Origin of the sequence: Candidatus Burkholderia verschuerenii (assembly GCF_001189365.1) — a bacterium.
Classification (GTDB): Bacteria; Pseudomonadota; Gammaproteobacteria; order Burkholderiales; family Burkholderiaceae; genus Caballeronia; species Caballeronia verschuerenii.
This window is the reverse complement of the sequence record NZ_LFJJ01000126.1, coordinates 1-16,415: the sequence shown is the minus strand read 5'-3', so window position 1 is coordinate 16,415 and position 16,415 is coordinate 1. Positions and strand designations below refer to the sequence as shown.

The window sequence follows — 16,415 nt, the reverse complement described above, 5'->3', positions numbered from 1 at the left end:
GGCGAAGTTCCAAACTCCCAGGAAACCATTCAGATCAATATTGCTTCTGGGAGTTCTGGGAAACACGATCTTCCGGCGGCCCCTTGCCACCCTTGACTTCGACTAATTCTGAAGGGCCGACTATTGACCGCTCAATGCCGCATGCGTCGATCGTGTCGAGCGGCGCGGCATCCGCCAACGGCGTGGGCGCGATAAACAGCCCGATCACCCAGCCGATATAAAACCGCAAGTCGCTCCAGAACTCCGTCCACTCGTAGATGCGGAAGGCTTCCACGCGCGCCAGCGACAGCACGCCCTGCACCGCGCCCGTGACGACGAGCCACGTCAGCGCGATCACGCCCGTCGCGCGAGCGCAGCGCTGGAAGGTCGCCGCGTCCCATTGCTGGCGCACGATGATGCTGCCCGCGATCAGCACGAAGATCGCCGGAATCTCGCTGGTCAGCAGCGAGCGCGCGTCCCATCCGAACATCAGCGCGATGACATAGCCCGCGATCACGGCGACGCCCGCCATGATCCGCGCGAACCATTTGCCGCCGCGCACCGCGATCCACGCGATGGCGATAAAGAACGGCATCGCCGCCCATTGCAGCGCCAGCGATACCGCTTCGACCAGGTTCTCGCTCGCGTGCTCGTTGGAATGCGCCGCGTTGACGTAGACGGTGATCGCCTCGCCCACGCAAATGGCGACGATCGCGAAACCCAGCGCTTCGCACGCCGCGAAAGTGGGCGTCTTCGGCCGGCGCGGCGCGTGCGAATGCAGGCTGCGCAGACGCTCTAGAATCGGTTCGACGAAGAACGCCAGAATCGCGCCGATAAACAGCGCGGCGGCAAGATCGGTCAGGGACAACTGGCCGAGCAGCGAGAACACGCCTTGCCAGAGGAATTCCGGCGCGGCCGCGCACACGGCGACCCACAACGCAAAGAAGAAGGCGTTCGCAACACGTCTCACCGGCATGTCCACCTCGATGCGTTTTTAGTATTGAGGCAGCGGCGTTTTCTTCACACGTTCGATCAGGGCATCGCGGACGCGCGCGCGCAGATCGGCGGGCATAGGAAAGCATTCGTAGGCGATAGCCTGCGCGACGGTCACGATCTTCATGTCCTCGTAATGCCTGCCGCTGCCGATCATCGCTTCGAACGCGTTGGCGCGTGCGTTGATTTCGACGGGATCGGCATCGACCAGTAATACCGCATGGGCGAGCACGGCGTAAAGCGGCGCATTTGCGTCGGCGTGCGGCACGCGACGCCAGTATTGCGCGGTGCCGGCGATCTTTCTCGCATCGTCCCCTGGCCCCCAGGCGAGGTTGAAACGGCCATCGCAAAAGGAGCCTTCGACGGCTTGCCAATGCGTCAGTACGCCGAGCGGCCTGAGCGCATCGGCGAGGATCTCGCACAAGTGCAAATAGACCGCTTCGGATAGCGCGCCCATCGTCGCGCGCACGGGATACGCGAGGCTCAGATTGACGATGCCCGGCCCTTGCGGCACGAGTCCGCCGCCCGACAGCCGCAACGAAACCGGACAGCCGCGTCGCGCGAATTCGGCGCGGGCGTCGGCGAGCGGCGCGTATCGCTGATAGCTGCGCGGCACGATCAGCGAGACCGGCGCTTCCCAGATGTGGGCGACGGCATCGCCGGCGGCGGCGCGCTTCAATAGCGCTTCTTCGGCGTCGAGCGGATCGCCGGGGAGCGTGGCGGGGTCGAGCAGGGAGAAGGGCATGGCATCGAGGGTGGAATCGAGCGCGATTCGAGCATGGTAGCCGCTATCGGCACAACGCGGACGCGCCCCGCCGGAATCCTTGTCCGGCGGGGCGCGTGAGAGCCAACCGAGAAAAAAGTCAGGCCGAACTCGCCGCCACATGCTCCTTCAACAACCCGTTCACCTCGTTCGCTTTCTCCATCTGGCTCATATGCCCGGCGTCATCGAACACGCGAACCGTCGCGCCGGACGGTGCGTTTTTCGCGTGCGCGGCGGGAATGATCTGATCCTTCTCGCCCCAAATCACCAGCACCGGCTTGCCCGATTCCGCTAGCTTGCCGCCCGGCCTCGCGCTCTGCTTGCCGCCGCCGAACAACCCGTCACCGAGCGATGTCAGCGCTTCGCTGACGCCATCGAGCCGTTTGTATTTCAGCAGATCGTCGAGCATCTGACGGCTGACGAGTTCCGGATTCGCGAACAGCAATTCGACGACCGGCTTCAACTCGCGCCGCGATTCGGCCTTCACGAAACCTTCCGTGTACGCGTTGTTGATTTCGTCGCCGAGTCCGACAGGCGAAATCAGCGCGACCGATTCGACGCGCGACGGCGCATCCACGGCCATTTGCGCCGCGATGCCGCCGCCCATCGAATGGCCGACGAGATGGGCTTTCGGCAGATCGACGGCATCCATAAACTTGCCGACGAACTCGCTCAACGCCGCTAACGACGTGCCCGGCACTTTCGGCGTCGATTGCCCATGCCCCGGCAAATCGAGCGCGAACACGCGATTTTTCTCGGCCAGCGCATCGAGATTGAAGAGCCAGTTGTCGAAATCGCCGCCGAAGCCGTGGATAAACAGCACCGCCGGTTTGCCCGCATCGTCGCCGCCGCGCGATGCATAGCGCACGCGAATGCCATCGACATCGACGAAGTGATACGCCGCCGCTTGCTCGTCTTCGCCCTCGTCCTCCGCAGGCGTGACGTACGACGAAACGTAGGCGTCGATATCGGCGTCGCTGACGTCTGTCGGCGCAAGCACGCCGAGCAGCGCCTTCACCGGCAGCGTATCGCCCGCCGATGCCACGCGTCGTCTGAGCAAACCGGCATCCGGCACTTCGACCGCGTTCGCGATCTTGTCGGTTTCGACATCGAGGATCGGCATGCCGACCGTGATCTCCGTGCCCTCCTCCACGAGCCACTCGTTGACCGTGCCTTCCTTCATCGACAAGCCCCATTTCGGCATGACGATCGGTGTGATTGCGGCCATCAGTGCTTTCCTCCCTTCATGGTTTTTCGAGCGGCGTCGGTGATCTGCGCGGCGCTCGGAATGTACAAATCTTCGAGCGTCGGCGAGAACGGCACGGGCGTATGCGGCGCGGTCACCATTTCGATGCCCGCCTTCAGCGCGCCGAACGCCTGCTGAGCGACTTGCGCGGAAATATCGGTGGCGATGTTGCAACGCGGATTAGCTTCATCGACGACGACGAGACGTCCCGTGTTCTCGACGGTTTCGAGCACGGTGTCGATATCGAGCGGCGACAGCGAGCGCAAATCGACCACCTCCGCTTCGATGCCTTCCTTCGCCAGCGTCGCGGCCGCCTCGAACGCGCGATGCACCATCAGGCCATACGTGACGATCGACACATCCTTGCCGTCGCGCACGATGTTGGCTTCGCCGAACGGAATCGCGTACGAATTTTCAGGCACTTCGCCTTCGAAGCCGTACAGATTCTTGTGCTCGCAGAAGATCACCGGATCGTTGTCGCGGATCGCCTGAATCAGGAGTCCTTTGGTGTCGTACGGCGTCGACGGACACACGACCTTGAGGCCGGGAATATGCGTGAACAAAGGCGTCAGCATCTGGCTATGCTGCGCGGCCGCGCGAAAGCCCGCGCCGACCATCGCGCGGATCACGACGGGCGTTTCCGCTTTGCCGCCGAACATGTAGCGGAACTTCGCCGCCTGATTGAAAATCTGGTCGAAGCACACGCCCATGAAGTCGATGAACATCAGTTCCGCGACCGGGCGCATGCCGCACGCCGCCGCGCCGATCGCAGCGCCCACATACGCCGATTCGGACAACGGCGTATCCAGCAAGCGATCGCCGTGCTTCGCGTACAAGCCTTTCGTCACGCCGAGCACGCCGCCCCACGCGTCCTTCTCGCCATCCGCGCCGGCGCCGCCGACGATATCCTCACCCAGCACGATCACGCTCGGATCGCGCTGCATTTCCTGATCGAGCGCTTCGTTGATCGCCATCTTCATGCTCAATTTGCGGGCCATGATTGTGTCTCCTTCGATTTAGTATTTGACGTAGACATCGGTGAGCAGGTCGGCGGCGGTCGGCAGCGGCGCTTCCTTCGCCTCCGTCACCGCGCGGTCGATCAATGCGGCGACTTCCTTGTCGATCGCATCGAGTTCGCCCGGCGAGATCACGTCGGCCTGCGTCACGGCGTGGGCGAATTTCTTCAGGCAGTCCTTGTTCGAGCGGATATCGTCGAGTTCGCCCGGCGCGCGATAGGTCTGCGCATCGCCTTCGAAATGGCCGTAGAAGCGGATCATCTTGCATTCGAGCAGCGACGGCCCGCCGCCTTCGCGCGCGCGTCGAATCACTTCGCCCGCAGCTTCGTAGACGGCGAAGAAATCGGTGCCGTCCACCGTCACGCCCGGAATGCCGAAGCCCGCCGCGCGATCGACGTAGCTATCGACCGCCGTGCCGTAATCGCGCGCGGTGGATTCCGCGTAACCGTTGTTCTCGATCACGAAAATCACCGGCAGATTCCACACGACCGCGAGGTTCATGCTTTCCAGAAACGTGCCCTGATTCGACGCGCCGTCGCCCGTGAAGGTGATGCCCACTTCGCCCTTGCCGCGAAACTTCGCCGCCAGCGCCGCGCCGCAAATCAGCGGCGCGCCCGCGCCGAGAATGCCGTTCGCGCCCATCATCCCTTTCGACAGATCGGCGAATATGCATCGAGCCGCCCTTGCCGTTGCACGAACCGCCTTTCTTGCCGTAGATCTCCTTCATCATCTCGACCGGATCGACGCCCTTCGCGATGCAATGCCCATGTCCGCGATGCGTGCTCGCAATGCGGTCGCCATCGTTCAGATGGCTCATGATGCCGACGCCCGCCGCCTCTTCGCCCGCGTAGAGATGCACGAAGCCGGGAATGTCGCCGCGTCCGAAATCGACGTGCAGACGCTCTTCGAAATCGCGGATCGTGCGCATCTTGCGGTAGACGGTCAGCAGTTCATCCTTCGAAAGCGGCAAGCCGCCAGCATGCTGTGCTGCCATCTCTGTCTCCTTGGTTGATTAGCGGACTACGGTGTGACTGACGGGCCGACGCATCAGCCCCGAGCGTGCCGCGTAACGCATGCACGCGGCCACGTCGATACTGCGGAAAGCGTTCTCTCTGAGCGTGATGGTCACTTCGTCGCCCGCATTGAAGGCGAGCTTGCGTTCGCCGTCGAGCGCGACGATGCCCGCGCGCTGCATCACGCGATGCGGCACGCCGTCGTCCAAACGCGCCCAGTTGGCGATCGGCACCGGCTCCATCAGACCCGGCGCGATCGGCGCATTCAGCGTGAATTCGCACGCGTCCGGACGGCCGAGTTCGACGACGAGTCCGCCCGGATCGCTGCGCGCGACCGGATCGAGCAATCCGGCGATGGCCGACATGCCGATGGCTTGCGGATCGGCGTACGACACATAGACGGCGGCGAGCTGATCGATCCGCCACAACGCGCGCGCGCCGATAAACTGCTCGTGCGAAATGATCGCATCGATGAGCGCGATGTCGTGGCGCACCTGACCTTTGCCGTCGCGTATCTCGACGTCGAGCCGCTTGTTCGATGCGAGCGCGTCCTGCGCGGAAATGCGGCCGGTCGCGTACAAACCGGTGGCGAGACCCGAAATGGTCGGCTCGCGCATCTCCGGAAACGCGTTGTTCGTTCCCGTCGATAAACCCGTGAGCGGCACGTCGCCGCATTCGCGCACCACCGCGCGATGCGTGCCGTCGCCACCGAGCACGATCAGCGCATCGACGCCGGCTTCGCGCATCATGCGCGCAGCGCGAAAGGTGTCGTCGACGCGCGCAGTCACTGGCATATCGAGAAACTCGACGGCGGCAAGCGTCGCGTCCGGGCCTTGCTTGCGCGCGAGATGACGCTGAAGCATGACTTTGAGGCCTTCGCGATCCGGCATCATCGAGACGCGATCGATGCCGCACGACGCCAGCGACGACAGCAGCCGCAGCACGATATTCACGCGGTCCGCCAGTTGCAGGCTGTTCGCGTTGGCGATGACGCGCCGGATATCGCGCGCAGAAACAGGATTGGCGATGATGCCGACGCGCGGCGTCGCGTTCTCACGCATGCCTTGTCTCCGTTTTGTGTTTTGTGCGGCGGATAAAAGCAAGCGCTATGCCAATTTCAAAAGCGCGGGATTACCCGCAGGAAATCGGCGTTTTTCGCGTATGAATGGCGCGAATTCGAATGCCGCCGTGACAGGTGTCACAGCGGCAGGTCTATCGGCGGGAGTACAGGCGTATCGGCGGTTTTAGTGACCGTTCGCGTCGCGCTGATTCGGCGACTTGATGCCGTATCGCGACATGCGCCGATACAGCGTCATGCGGCTCACGCCGATCTGTCGCGCGACCGCGCTTAAGTTCCAGCTCGCGGCGCGCAGATACTGCATCAGCAACATGCCTTCGGGCGGCAGTCGATGCGGATCGAAATCGTCGGCGATCAGCGCGGGCGCGTCCGTTTGCATTTCCGTTTGAATGATGGACGGCGTGCCGAAACCTTCCGGCAAATCGTCGACGTCGATCAAACCGTCGGCGCACACCGCGCAGGCGTAACGCAGCACATTGGCGAGCTCGCGCAGATTTCCCGGCCACGCATGCGCGTGCAGCAGCTCGCGCGCGGCGGGCGACAGCGTGGCCGCGCCGTCGAGCAGTTTGTGGATCAGCCAGTCGAGATCGTCGCGTTCGCGCAAGGGCGGCAAGGTAAAGCGCGCGCCGTTCAGGCGATAGTACAAATCCTCGCGAAAACGGCCGTCGCGCATCAGTTCATCGAGCGAATGATGGGTCGCCGAGATCACGCGCACGTCGACGGACACGGGCCGCGATGCGCCGATCGACAGCACTTCGCCTTCCGCCAGCACGCGCAAAAGTCGCGATTGCAGTTCGCGCGGCATGTCGCCGATTTCATCGAGAAACAGCGTGCCGCCGTCGGCTTCCTGAATCAGGCCGCGCTTGGCCTTCGCGCCCGCGCCGGAAAAGCTGTTCGGCAGATGCCTGAACAATTCGCTTTCGATCAGCGTCTCCGGAATCGCCGCGCAATTCACCGCGACGAACGGTCCCGCGCGCCGCGCGCTCGCGCGATGCAGCGCCTTCGCGAAATATTCCTTGCCGCTGCCGGTTTCGCCGTTGACGAGCAGATTGATCGGCGAGTCGACGAGCTTGGCGGCGCGCCCGAGTTGCTTCGCGAGCGCGGCATCGCCACCGCAGAGCGCGGCCAGCGGCGCGGGAATCTCGATATCGCGTGTCGCGCGCGTCGAAGCGGTCGACGTGAAGTACGGCGCGGGCGGCATCACGCTCAAGTACAGCAGCGCGCCGCTTTTCGAAAGCGGCAAGGCGCGCAATTCGCTCGGACGCGAATAGACGAAACGGCCGAGTTCTTCGAGACGCGCATCGAACAGCGTGTCGAAGCGCACGCCGATCAGCGACGCGGCATCGCCCGACACGAAGCCCGATGTGAGCGCCGGCGCAAGCGGCCGGCCGATTTCCGCCGCGAGCATCTCGTGCGCGCGCCGATTGTGTCCGACGATGCGCCCGCCTTCATCGAGCGCGATCAGATATTCGGGATCGACATCGACGAATTCGGGCGCGGTGTTGAGCTTCAGAATCCAGTCCTGCCGATGCGTCCGAAGAAAGTTCGCGTTCTCGATATGCCGCGCGTAAATGCGCACGAGTTGCAGCGCGAGATTCTGACTGTCGCGCGCTTGCGGCGACACAAGCGCGGAAATATCGAGTATCGCGGAGAGCGCGCCGCGCGAATCGAACAGCGGCGCGGCGGTGCAGGTCAGCGGAATATGCGTGGCATCGAAGTGATCGATCTGATGAACCGTCAGCGCCTGGCCCGTTGCGAGCGCGGTGCCGACCGCGCAGGTGCCCGCGCCGTTCTCGCTCCACTCCGCGCCGAGATACAGGCCCGCGCGACGCAGCAGCGAATCGGTATTCGCATCGCCGATGTAATCGACGGTCACGCCAGTCGCGTCCGTAAGCAGCACGACGTAACCCATGCCGGCGACCTGCTCGTAGAGCGTTTCCAGTCCGTGCCGCGTGATCCGCGCGAATCCGTCGATACGCTGCTGATGCTCGCGCAGCCGCGTCGACGGCAGAATGCGCGCTTCCTGCATGCGCGACGGATCGAGCCCGTACTGATGCACGCAACGCCGCCACGAACTCTGGATGATGCCCTCGGGGCCGCGCGCGAGCGCCTCGCTACGCGTGGTGACCGCCACGACTGCCTCGATGTGCTCGCGTTGCCGCATATCCATCGTGCTCTCCTTGGTGTCTCCGGACTGACGCTTGTCGTCGTGCTTGGCGCGTCATATCGGCGCCGCGATGACGGGGGAAAACCCGCCCGCGCGCGGCATCGCTCTGGCCATATGATGCTCGAATCGGCACAGCGCGTCATTCGGCGGGATCGTTGCGGCGCAGCATATCCACGGCGACGATTCGCGCTTGTCGAGGCGCATCACAACGAGAAAACACGGGAGACAAAGGATGACGAAGATTGCCTTCGAGGATTTCGAGCGACAAGTCGTGCAGCATCACCTCATCAAGGGCAACGTGTACGAGAACGGCGCGGCGCTGGTCGAGCGCGCGAACCGGTGGATTGCGGAGAATGGTATCGATGTGATGAACGTCGAGAGCCTCTCGACGTTCGGCGCGGGCGACGATACCAGCGTTAGCCACTGGTATTCGGGCATCCGGGTCTGGTATCGCGTGGCGGGATAGAAAACGCTTTAGCCGCGTCCGACGAACGGCATCTTCGTCGCCATCACGGTATGGAACAGCACGTTTGCTTCGAGCGGCAGATTTGCCATGTAGAGAACCGACTGGCCGACGACCTTCACGTCCATCATCGGTTCGATGGCGATTTCGCCGTTCGCCTGCGGCACGCCCTTCGACATGCGCGCCGACAGCTCGGTGAAGACGTTGCCGATATCGATCTGACCGACCGCGATGTCGTACTTGCGGCCATCGAGCGAGGCGGATTTGGTCAGCCCTTGCACGGCATGTTTCGTCGACGTGTACGCGGCGGAATTCGGGCGCGGCGCGCTCGCCGAAATGGAGCCGTTGTTGATGAGGCGGCCGCCCATCGGCGTCTGCGTTTTCATCGTGCGGAAAGCCTGTTGAAGGCAATAGAACATGCCGTTCAGATTCACGTTGACGACATCCTGCCATTGCTCCGGCGTCCAGTCCTCGAACGGTCCCGGCGGATTGCTGCGGCCCGCGTTGTTGAACAGCAGATCGACGCGACCGAAGCGCTCGACCGCGGCCGCGAAGAGCTTTTCGACGGCGGCCGGGATCGCTGACGTCGGTCGGCACGGCGAGCGCGTGCGCGGTGGCATTGGCTTCGGCGATGACCGCATCGAGCGGCTCGGCGCGACGGCCCGCGAGCACGACAGACCGGCCGTCGGCGAGCAGCGCGAGCGCCGCCGCACGGCCTATGCCGCTTCCCGCTCCGGTGACGATGGCAATGCGTGAGGACTGGTTGGCTGCATCCGACATATCGACGTTCTCCTGTTGTGATGCGCGCGACACCGCGCGCGCGTGAACTGATGTATCAGGGAGAACATTATCGATGAACGCGACGCCTGACGCCGCATTCATCGAAACGGATGCGCGAAAAAATCAGCGGCGGCTGCGCGCGGCTTCCTTCGTCAGCGTGCCCGATGCGGTGTGCATCGCGCTGCCGTCGCAGAAGACGGCTGTCATGATCATCGGCACGACTTCGTGCACGACCGCGCTGCTGCCGGATTCGCGCACGCGCTGCTCGACGGCATCGGATGGCGCCATCACCACGACGCCGTACGCCGAATCGTTGATCGGCTGGCCGCTGCCCTGCTTGAAGATCGCATCGCCTTGCTGGTAGCCGAGCACCGCATACACGCGATATCCGTAAGCGGTGAGTTCGCCGCCGCGCGTGGGTTTGAAGGCGTTGACGGAATTCGCCTCGACGCGCATCGGCGTGGCTTCGATCGAGCGATCGTCGCGCAACGGCGCAATGAAACGATGCGCGCTGGACTTGCAATCGAGTTGCGATTCGAGCGGCTGTGCGCGGCAAACGCCGGGCAATAGCACGAAGGACGCGCCGACCACGGCGGCGCAGGCGGTGACTTGGGCGAGAGGAGCGATTTTCATGGCAGCAGGAAACGTAACGACGTCGATTAAAGCTTGCAGAGCAAGCCGTCTGTTTCGGGCCGCCTTTTTCTCGCGGCACCGGATTCAATGCAATATGCGAGCCAGTGATCTGTGTCACCTGCCGTTTGCGCGGACGCCTCGCGTTTCCCGTGATGTTGGTCTGATCGTGATATTTTTTCTGGCGCGATGCGCTTCGCCGCCCGTTCAATTTCCTGCAGCGATTCCTACAATCGCCCTGTAGCGGTGGCAGAAATAGCGTCCCGCGATTTGGGCTCGCGAGTCTGTACGCGCGGCCTCAGTCCCTGTTTTCGCCCACTCAATCAACGAAGGACACCGCATGCCCGCGCTCTCCGACTTTCCCATCAGCCACAAATGGCCCGCGCAGCATCCCGAGCGCATTCAGCTTTATTCGCTGCCGACGCCGAACGGCGTGAAGGCGTCGATCATGCTCGAAGAAACCGGCCTGCCCTACGAGCCGCATCTCGTGCGCTTCGATGCGAACGATCAGATGTCGCCCGAGTTTCTGTCGGTGAATCCGAACAACAAGATTCCCGCGATCATCGATCCGAACGGGCCGGGCGGCGAGCCGCTGGCGCTGTTCGAATCCGGCGCGATCCTGATCTATCTCGCCGACAAGAGCGGCCAGTTTCTGCCGGCCGATCCCGCGCGCCGTTACGAAGCGATTCAATGGCTGATGTTCCAGATGGACGGCATCGGTCCGATGTTCGGGCAGCTCGGCTTCTTCCATAAGTTCGCCGGCAAGGAGTACGAGGACAAGCGTCCGCGCGATCGCTACGTCGCCGAGACGAAGCGTCTGCTCAACGTGCTCGATCAGCGGCTCGACCAACGCGCGTGGATCATGGGCGACGACTACGGCATCGCCGATATCGCGACCTTTCCGTGGGTGCGCAATCTGATCGGCTTCTACGAAGCGCGCGAGCTCGTGAGCTTCGACGACTTCGCGAACGTCAAACGCGTGCTCGATGCCTTCGTCGCGCGTTCGGCCGTCCAGCGCGGCCTCGACATTCCGAAGTGCGGCTGAGTTTTCCCGCGCGTTATGTTGCATCCGCACACGCAAACGTGTGCGGAGTCCGCTCGCCTGTCGCTGTCACACATCCTTCTTTTTGCGCCGGTAGATTGCGCTCTCACCTTTTCGTCTGATCAATGGCGCGCGCTTGCCGCCGCCCTCGCCGTCGCATGGTTCGATGGACGCATTTCATCGCTATCGAACATGTCGAATCTCACCGTCAAGGCGCGCCTTCTGATCGTCACGGGCGCGGTGGCCGCCGTGCTTGCCGTCGTCGGCGGCGCGGGATTGTTCGGCGTCCAGCAAGGCAATGCCGCGCTGCGCCACGTCTTCGAAGGCCGCGCGCAGGCGCTGCAAACCATCTCCACGGTCGACGAACTCATCACGCAGAGCAATTTCGCGCTCGGCGATGCCGTGCTCGATCCGTCTGCGCAAAAAAACCGAAGCCGTCGTCAAGGCGACGCAGCAGCGGATCGATTCCGTCGATGCCCTGCTCGGCCGCTATCTGCGCTATCCGCTGGACGCCGACGAAGCCGCGCGCGCGAAGCAGCTCGCGCAGGATTGGGCGACGCTGCGCGACAAGGGTTTTCGTCCGACGGCGCGCTTGCTGTCGGAGAACAATTTGTCGGAAGCGCAGTGGATCGTCACGCAGCAGATCGATCCCATCATCAAGCGCGTGAAGAAGGAAAGCACCGAATTGCGCGCGTTTCAGCTGACGGCCGCGCAGCAGGAATACGACCACGCGCAAGCGGTCAGCCGCAGCGTGCAGTGGACGGTCGGCGGCTGCATCGTCGTGGGCGTGGCGCTGGTCGCGTGGCTGTGTCTGTCGATGGCGCGCACGCTGATCGGCCAGCTCGGCGGCGAGCCGGAACTGGCGGCGAACGTCGCGCGACGCATCGCGGAAGGCGATTTGCTGACCGATGTGCCGTTGAATCGCCACGACACGCACAGCCTGATGCACGCGATGAGTTCGATGCGCACGCAACTCGCGTCGATGGTCGGCGATATTAAGCGCTCAACCGATACGATCGGCATCGCGACGGCGGGCATCACGGAAGGCAATCACGCGTTGTCGGCGCGCACGGAACAGCACGCGGCGAGCCTGCAGCAGACCTCGGCGACGATGGAACAGATCGCCTCGACCGTGCGCGCGAACGCCGATCACGCGAGCCGCGCGCAATTGCTCGCGCGCGAGGCATCGGCGCACGCGAAGGACGGCGAACGCGCCGTCGCCGATGCGATCGCCCGCATGACGGACCTCTCCTCGCGCTTGGCGCAGATCGCGGATATCACCAGCACGATCGAATCGATCGCATTCCAGACTAATTTGCTCGCGCTGAACGCGGCCGTCGAAGCGGCGCGCGCGGGATCGCTCGGACGCGGCTTTGCGGTGGTCGCGGCGGAAGTGCGCGCGCTCGCGCATCGGTCGTCGGGTGCGGCGAAGGAGATCTCGCAACTGACGTGCGAAGTCAACGCGCAAGTCGCATCGAGCGGCGACACGGTCAAGCACGCGGGCGCGACGCTCGCGGATCTGCTGGCATCGGTCGACGGCGTATCCGGCCTGATCGATTCGATCGCGGACGCATCGCGCGAGCAAAGCACGGGCATCGACGAAGTCAACGATGCCGTCTCGCAGATGGATCGCGTGATGCAGCAGAACGCGATGCTCGTCAACGAAGCGGCGACGGCCGCGCAATCGCTGGACACGCAGGCGCGCGAACTGCGCGAAACCGTCCAGGCGTTCGAAGTCTGAAAATGTTCAAACGAAGTGCACGTCGCGCGTCTTTTTGACGGCCGCGACATGACGCGCGCAACAGGTTCACAATGGATCTGACGCGGGAACTTCGCACGCTGGCAAAAATGCGTTGTCGATCAACGGTTTGCGTCGGCGGTGCTCAGGATATCCACTTGCTTGTGCACAGAAACTGTGGACAAGCCGACATCGCCCGGTGTCGCGGATCGTCACGCTCGCGCCCATCTTTTTTCCAGCTGCGATGTCTCGCGATGGTGACGTTTATGGACACCTTTTCCAGTCGGACTTTTTTGCGCCCCGCCCCGTTTTGCGATGGCGATATTCGTCGGATTGATGTGCATTCGCGCACGCTGAAACGCCCTGCCCGGGCTATGTCGAAACCGACGGCGGCAGCGCGTTCGATATCGCCGCGATCGTGCAGGACGCGGGCTCGCCGCAATCCGCGCTCGCGAGAATCCGCGGCGCGGTGTCGAAGATCGACGCGGGCGGCGGATGCTCGATCTTTTCCGACAAGCACGCCTGCGAAGAAACATTGACGCTGGCGCACAAGGCGATCGTCGCGCTGCAGGCGTGCTCGTCCGCGAAATCCAAAGGCACCGCTCACGGCTGATCGCGCATAAAAAAACGCGTGCCGCCTGATGGGCGGCACGCGTCGGTCGTGCGTGAACTACTTAATGTCGATCAGCGATCCAGGAACGGACGCAGCCTGTCCGCGCGGCTCGGATGCATCAGCTTGCGCATCGCCTTGCTTTCGATCTGGCGAATACGCTCGCGCGTCACGTCGAACTGCTTGCCCAATTCTTCGAGCGTGTAGTCCGATGCCGTGTCGATACCGAAGCGCATGCGCAGCACCTTCGCCTCGCGCGGCGACAACGCGTTGAGCGCATCGTCGATGGCAGCGCGCATGTTGGCATGCACCGCCGCTTCCGCGGGCGACGTCGCGCCCTGATCTTCGATCATGTCGCCAAGCGTCGCGTCGGCATCTTCACCGACCGGCGTTTCCAGAGACACGGGCTGCTTCGCGATCTTCAGAATGCCGCGGATTTTCTCCTCGGGCATTTCCATGCGCTCGGCCAGCACCGACGGATGCGCTTCCTGACCCGTCTGTTGCAGAATTTCGCGCGAGATGCGGTTCAGCTTGTTGATCGTTTCGATCATGTGCACGGGCACGCGAATCGTACGCGCTTGATCCGCCAGCGAACGCGTCACGGCCTGACGCACCCACCACGTCGCATACGTCGAGAACTTCCAGCCGCGACGATATTCGAACTTGTCCACCGCCTTCATCAGACCGATGTTGCCTTCCTGGATCAGATCCAAGAACTGCATGCCGCGATTCACGTACTTCTTGGCGATCGAAATCACCAGACGCAGGTTCGCCTCGATCATCTCGCGCTTGGCCTGACGTATCTTTAGCTCGGCAGCCGTCATCTGACGATTGATCAGCTTGAGCTGCGTGAGCGACATGGCGATGGCGGCTTCGATATCGATCAGCTTCTGCTGCTCCGACTGAATCGCCGGCAGACTGCGCTCCAGCGACGCGCCGTACTGCTTCGCGCCGTTGGCCGCGCGCATCGTCCATTCGAGGTCGGTTTCGTGACCACGGAAGGTTTCGACGAACTTCTCGCGCGGCATGCCGCAACGGTCGACGGCGATCGCCAGCACGCGACGCTCGATTTCACGCACTTGCGCGACTTGCTGCTGCACGTCGGCGCACAGGCGATCGATGGTCTTGGCCGTGAAGCGGATCGAGCCGAGTTCGCGCTGGATTTCGGCGCGCGCTTTCTCGACGGACTTCGTCGCGACCGCGCCCGAACCCTTCGGATTGCTTGCCTGTTCGGCCAGCTCGCCGACGCGCGCGAAAATCTCGAGGCAATCGGCCTTCAATTGCTTCGGACGCGCTTCGTTCGATGCCGCCGAATCGCCGCCGTCCATATCATCTTCGCTATCCTCATCATCGTCGGAATCTTCGCTATCCGTATCGATTTCCGAGGATTCGGTCGTGTCGGACGACGACATGTCTTCCGCGACTTCGTCTTCTTCCTTCAGGCCGTCGACCAGTTCGTCGATCTTCAGCTCGCCCGATTCCACTTGCGCCGCGTCCGAGAGAATGGTCGTGACGGTCGCCGGGCATGCGGCGATCGCCTGGATCATCTCGTGCAGACCGTCTTCGATGCGCTTCGCGATGGCGATTTCGCCCGCGCGCGTCAGCAGCTCGGTCGCGCCCATTTCGCGCATATACATGCGCACCGGGTCGGTCGTTCGGCCGAACTCGGAATCGACGGTTGACAGCGCATTTTCCGCTTCTTCATCCGATTGCTCGTCCGACACGACGGTCGGCGAATTCTCGCTCAGGAGCAGCGTTTCCGCGTCGGGCGCCTGCTCGTAGACCGCGACGCCCATGTCGTTGAACGTACTGACGATGGTTTCCATCGCCGCCGTTTCCGCGAAATTGTCGGGCAGGTGGTCGTTGATCTCGGCGTGCGTGAGGTATCCGCGCTCCTTGCCCAACTGAATCAGCGCGCGCATCTGGCGCTGACGTTCTTCATTCTGCTCCGCGGTCATCGTGGCATTGGGCGGAATGATGCCGGCCTGGCCTTTGGCCTTGCTTGCGCGTCGGCCCGCGGTTTTGCGCGCCGGAGCGACGATTTCCAGATCCGAATCTTCCCGATCAAAACTTGCCATACTTTCTCCTCGACAGGCTTGCTCGGCGATGACAGGTCCCCGGAGGCGAGCATAACGGCCCGCAATGATATCGACGACATGTTCGACCACGGACGGCGGCTAGCTGAGAATCGCATCGAGCAAAACGACACATTCCGCATATCGGTTGCGAAACGCGTGATTCAAGCGCCTTTTCAGGCGCAACCTAAGAGTATAGCAGGAATTGTTGCGACGCAGCAGGTTTTTTTGCGGAATTTTTGGGCAGAGGTGGTTGGGCGCTGCCATGCTCGACCGCGGTGCTTTTATCTGATGAATTCGGGTTTCAATGCCTGCCTGAAGTAGTTGCGGTCATTCCCTCTTTTTATCAAGCGTTGCATCGGTTATCGCTGCGTCGCTCAACATGCTTACCGTTGCCGACAGCTGGCGCCGTGGTGGCGAAATTCGAAGCGCCGTGGCCGTGCCGTGTCGGGTCCGTAGAAGCTGCTTAAGCGCATCGAGTCGCGACGGTGATTCAGTGCGATTGTCGAGACCATGCGATACGAGGTCTCCCGCGCGCGATGCAGCGGTAGGCGAACATTCCTGCAGCGGTCGAATGTGTCCTGCACGTAATGCGGTCATGAAGTCTCGCGCCCACGAACCCGAAGAACGCGTGGCCTTGCTTCGCCGTGATGCGTAACAGCGATCGAACTGCCATCGTCAGAGACGACGTAATGAGTCTGGCCTGCAAAATTGAATTTGCCGGAATGGACCCAACGACGCAGTCTGGTGCAGACGTAAACGCACATCTCAGCCAGGTCTGCAGCGCACGAGTAGAGGTTGAGGCATGACGTTGAGCTGAAA

Annotated in this window: 11 protein-coding genes and 3 pseudogenes; 4 read left to right on the top strand and 10 right to left on the bottom strand. The window is 62.9% G+C overall.

The annotated features are described in order from the left end of the window. Nucleotides 1-34 precede the first annotated feature (34 nt). The 7 genes and pseudogenes from BVER_RS19385 to BVER_RS19355 form a co-directional block, all read right to left on the bottom strand. Nucleotides 35-955 (bottom strand): hypothetical protein, encoded by a 921-nt coding sequence (locus BVER_RS19385; protein WP_198155306.1) that lies wholly within the window; start codon nt 953-955, stop codon nt 35-37. Nucleotides 956-973: 18 nt separating this feature from the next. After that, entirely contained in the window at nt 974-1,717 is a 744-nt protein-coding gene (locus BVER_RS19380; protein ID WP_050454692.1) for a lipoyl protein ligase domain-containing protein, read from the bottom strand. A 118-nt stretch (nt 1,718-1,835) separates the two neighbouring features. Then, nucleotides 1,836-2,963, bottom strand: a complete 1,128-nt coding sequence (locus BVER_RS19375) for an acetoin dehydrogenase dihydrolipoyllysine-residue acetyltransferase subunit (RefSeq protein ID WP_050454691.1) — start codon at nt 2,961-2,963, stop codon at nt 1,836-1,838. Then, nucleotides 2,963-3,979 carry an alpha-ketoacid dehydrogenase subunit beta gene (locus tag BVER_RS19370; protein WP_050454690.1) on the bottom strand — a complete coding sequence of 339 codons (1,017 nt, stop codon included), beginning with the start codon at nt 3,977-3,979 and terminating at the stop codon, nt 2,963-2,965. The genes BVER_RS19375 and BVER_RS19370 overlap by 1 nt, the downstream gene beginning before the upstream one ends. Before the next feature lie 18 nt (nt 3,980-3,997). After that, a pseudogene (locus tag BVER_RS19365) lies at nt 3,998-4,991 on the bottom strand (thiamine pyrophosphate-dependent dehydrogenase E1 component subunit alpha). Between the two features lie 18 nt (nt 4,992-5,009). Continuing rightward, nucleotides 5,010-6,071 (bottom strand): ATP-NAD kinase family protein, encoded by a 1,062-nt coding sequence (locus BVER_RS19360; protein ID WP_050454689.1) that lies wholly within the window; start codon nt 6,069-6,071, stop codon nt 5,010-5,012. A gap of 183 nt (nt 6,072-6,254) precedes the next feature. Continuing rightward, the gene (locus tag BVER_RS19355) at nt 6,255-8,258 is read right to left on the bottom strand and encodes a sigma-54-dependent Fis family transcriptional regulator (protein WP_050454688.1); all 2,004 of its coding nucleotides are present in this window, start codon (nt 8,256-8,258) and stop codon (nt 6,255-6,257) included. 229 nt (nt 8,259-8,487) lie between these two features. Between BVER_RS19355 and BVER_RS19350 the strand changes: the two genes are divergently transcribed. Beyond that, nucleotides 8,488-8,721 (top strand): hypothetical protein, encoded by a 234-nt coding sequence (locus BVER_RS19350; protein ID WP_050454687.1) that lies wholly within the window; start codon nt 8,488-8,490, stop codon nt 8,719-8,721. Between the two features lie 8 nt (nt 8,722-8,729). On the opposite strand, the pseudogene BVER_RS19345 reads toward BVER_RS19350, so the two are convergent. Both BVER_RS19345 and BVER_RS19340 read right to left on the bottom strand, forming a co-directional pair. Then, nucleotides 8,730-9,498 (bottom strand): annotated as a pseudogene (locus tag BVER_RS19345) (SDR family oxidoreductase). Nucleotides 9,499-9,621: 123 nt separating this feature from the next. Then, complete coding sequence (locus BVER_RS19340; RefSeq protein ID WP_050454686.1) at nt 9,622-10,131, bottom strand: hypothetical protein; 510 nt, start codon at nt 10,129-10,131, stop codon at nt 9,622-9,624. A gap of 337 nt (nt 10,132-10,468) precedes the next feature. On the opposite strand from BVER_RS19340, the gene BVER_RS19335 reads away from it, so the two are divergent. The 3 genes and pseudogenes from BVER_RS19335 to BVER_RS19325 all read left to right on the top strand — a co-directional run bounded on the left by BVER_RS19335 (nt 10,469) and on the right by BVER_RS19325 (nt 13,521). Continuing rightward, nucleotides 10,469-11,173 carry a glutathione S-transferase N-terminal domain-containing protein gene (locus BVER_RS19335; RefSeq protein ID WP_050454685.1) on the top strand — a complete coding sequence of 235 codons (705 nt, stop codon included), beginning with the start codon at nt 10,469-10,471 and terminating at the stop codon, nt 11,171-11,173. 189 nt (nt 11,174-11,362) lie between these two features. Next, nucleotides 11,363-12,911 (top strand): annotated as a pseudogene (locus tag BVER_RS19330) (methyl-accepting chemotaxis protein). Between the two features lie 415 nt (nt 12,912-13,326). Then, nucleotides 13,327-13,521 carry a hypothetical protein gene (locus tag BVER_RS19325; RefSeq protein ID WP_232316669.1) on the top strand — a complete coding sequence of 65 codons (195 nt, stop codon included), beginning with the start codon at nt 13,327-13,329 and terminating at the stop codon, nt 13,519-13,521. Nucleotides 13,522-13,592: 71 nt separating this feature from the next. On the opposite strand, the gene rpoD is transcribed toward BVER_RS19325, so the two are convergent. Then, a complete protein-coding gene (rpoD, locus tag BVER_RS19320) occupies nt 13,593-15,596 on the bottom strand; it encodes an RNA polymerase sigma factor RpoD (protein WP_050454684.1) in 2,004 nt (667 codons plus the stop codon). Nucleotides 15,597-16,415: the final 819 nt, after the last annotated feature.

Excerpts from the sequence above, each read along its gene's own strand:
- BVER_RS19385 (WP_198155306.1), bottom strand. The coding sequence starts at position 955 with ATGCCGGTGAGACGTGTTGCGAACGCCTTCTTCTTTGCGTTGTGGGTC.
- BVER_RS19380 (WP_050454692.1), bottom strand. The coding sequence starts at position 1,717 with ATGCCCTTCTCCCTGCTCGACCCCGCCACGCTCCCCGGCGATCCGCTC.
- BVER_RS19375 (WP_050454691.1), bottom strand. The coding sequence starts at position 2,963 with ATGGCCGCAATCACACCGATCGTCATGCCGAAATGGGGCTTGTCGATG.
- BVER_RS19370 (WP_050454690.1), bottom strand. The coding sequence starts at position 3,979 with ATGGCCCGCAAATTGAGCATGAAGATGGCGATCAACGAAGCGCTCGAT.
- BVER_RS19360 (WP_050454689.1), bottom strand. The coding sequence starts at position 6,071 with ATGCGTGAGAACGCGACGCCGCGCGTCGGCATCATCGCCAATCCTGTT.
- BVER_RS19355 (WP_050454688.1), bottom strand. The coding sequence starts at position 8,258 with ATGGATATGCGGCAACGCGAGCACATCGAGGCAGTCGTGGCGGTCACC.
- BVER_RS19350 (WP_050454687.1), top strand. The coding sequence starts at position 8,488 with ATGACGAAGATTGCCTTCGAGGATTTCGAGCGACAAGTCGTGCAGCAT.
- BVER_RS19340 (WP_050454686.1), bottom strand. The coding sequence starts at position 10,131 with ATGAAAATCGCTCCTCTCGCCCAAGTCACCGCCTGCGCCGCCGTGGTC.
- BVER_RS19335 (WP_050454685.1), top strand. The coding sequence starts at position 10,469 with ATGCCCGCGCTCTCCGACTTTCCCATCAGCCACAAATGGCCCGCGCAG.
- rpoD (WP_050454684.1), bottom strand. The coding sequence starts at position 15,596 with ATGGCAAGTTTTGATCGGGAAGATTCGGATCTGGAAATCGTCGCTCCG.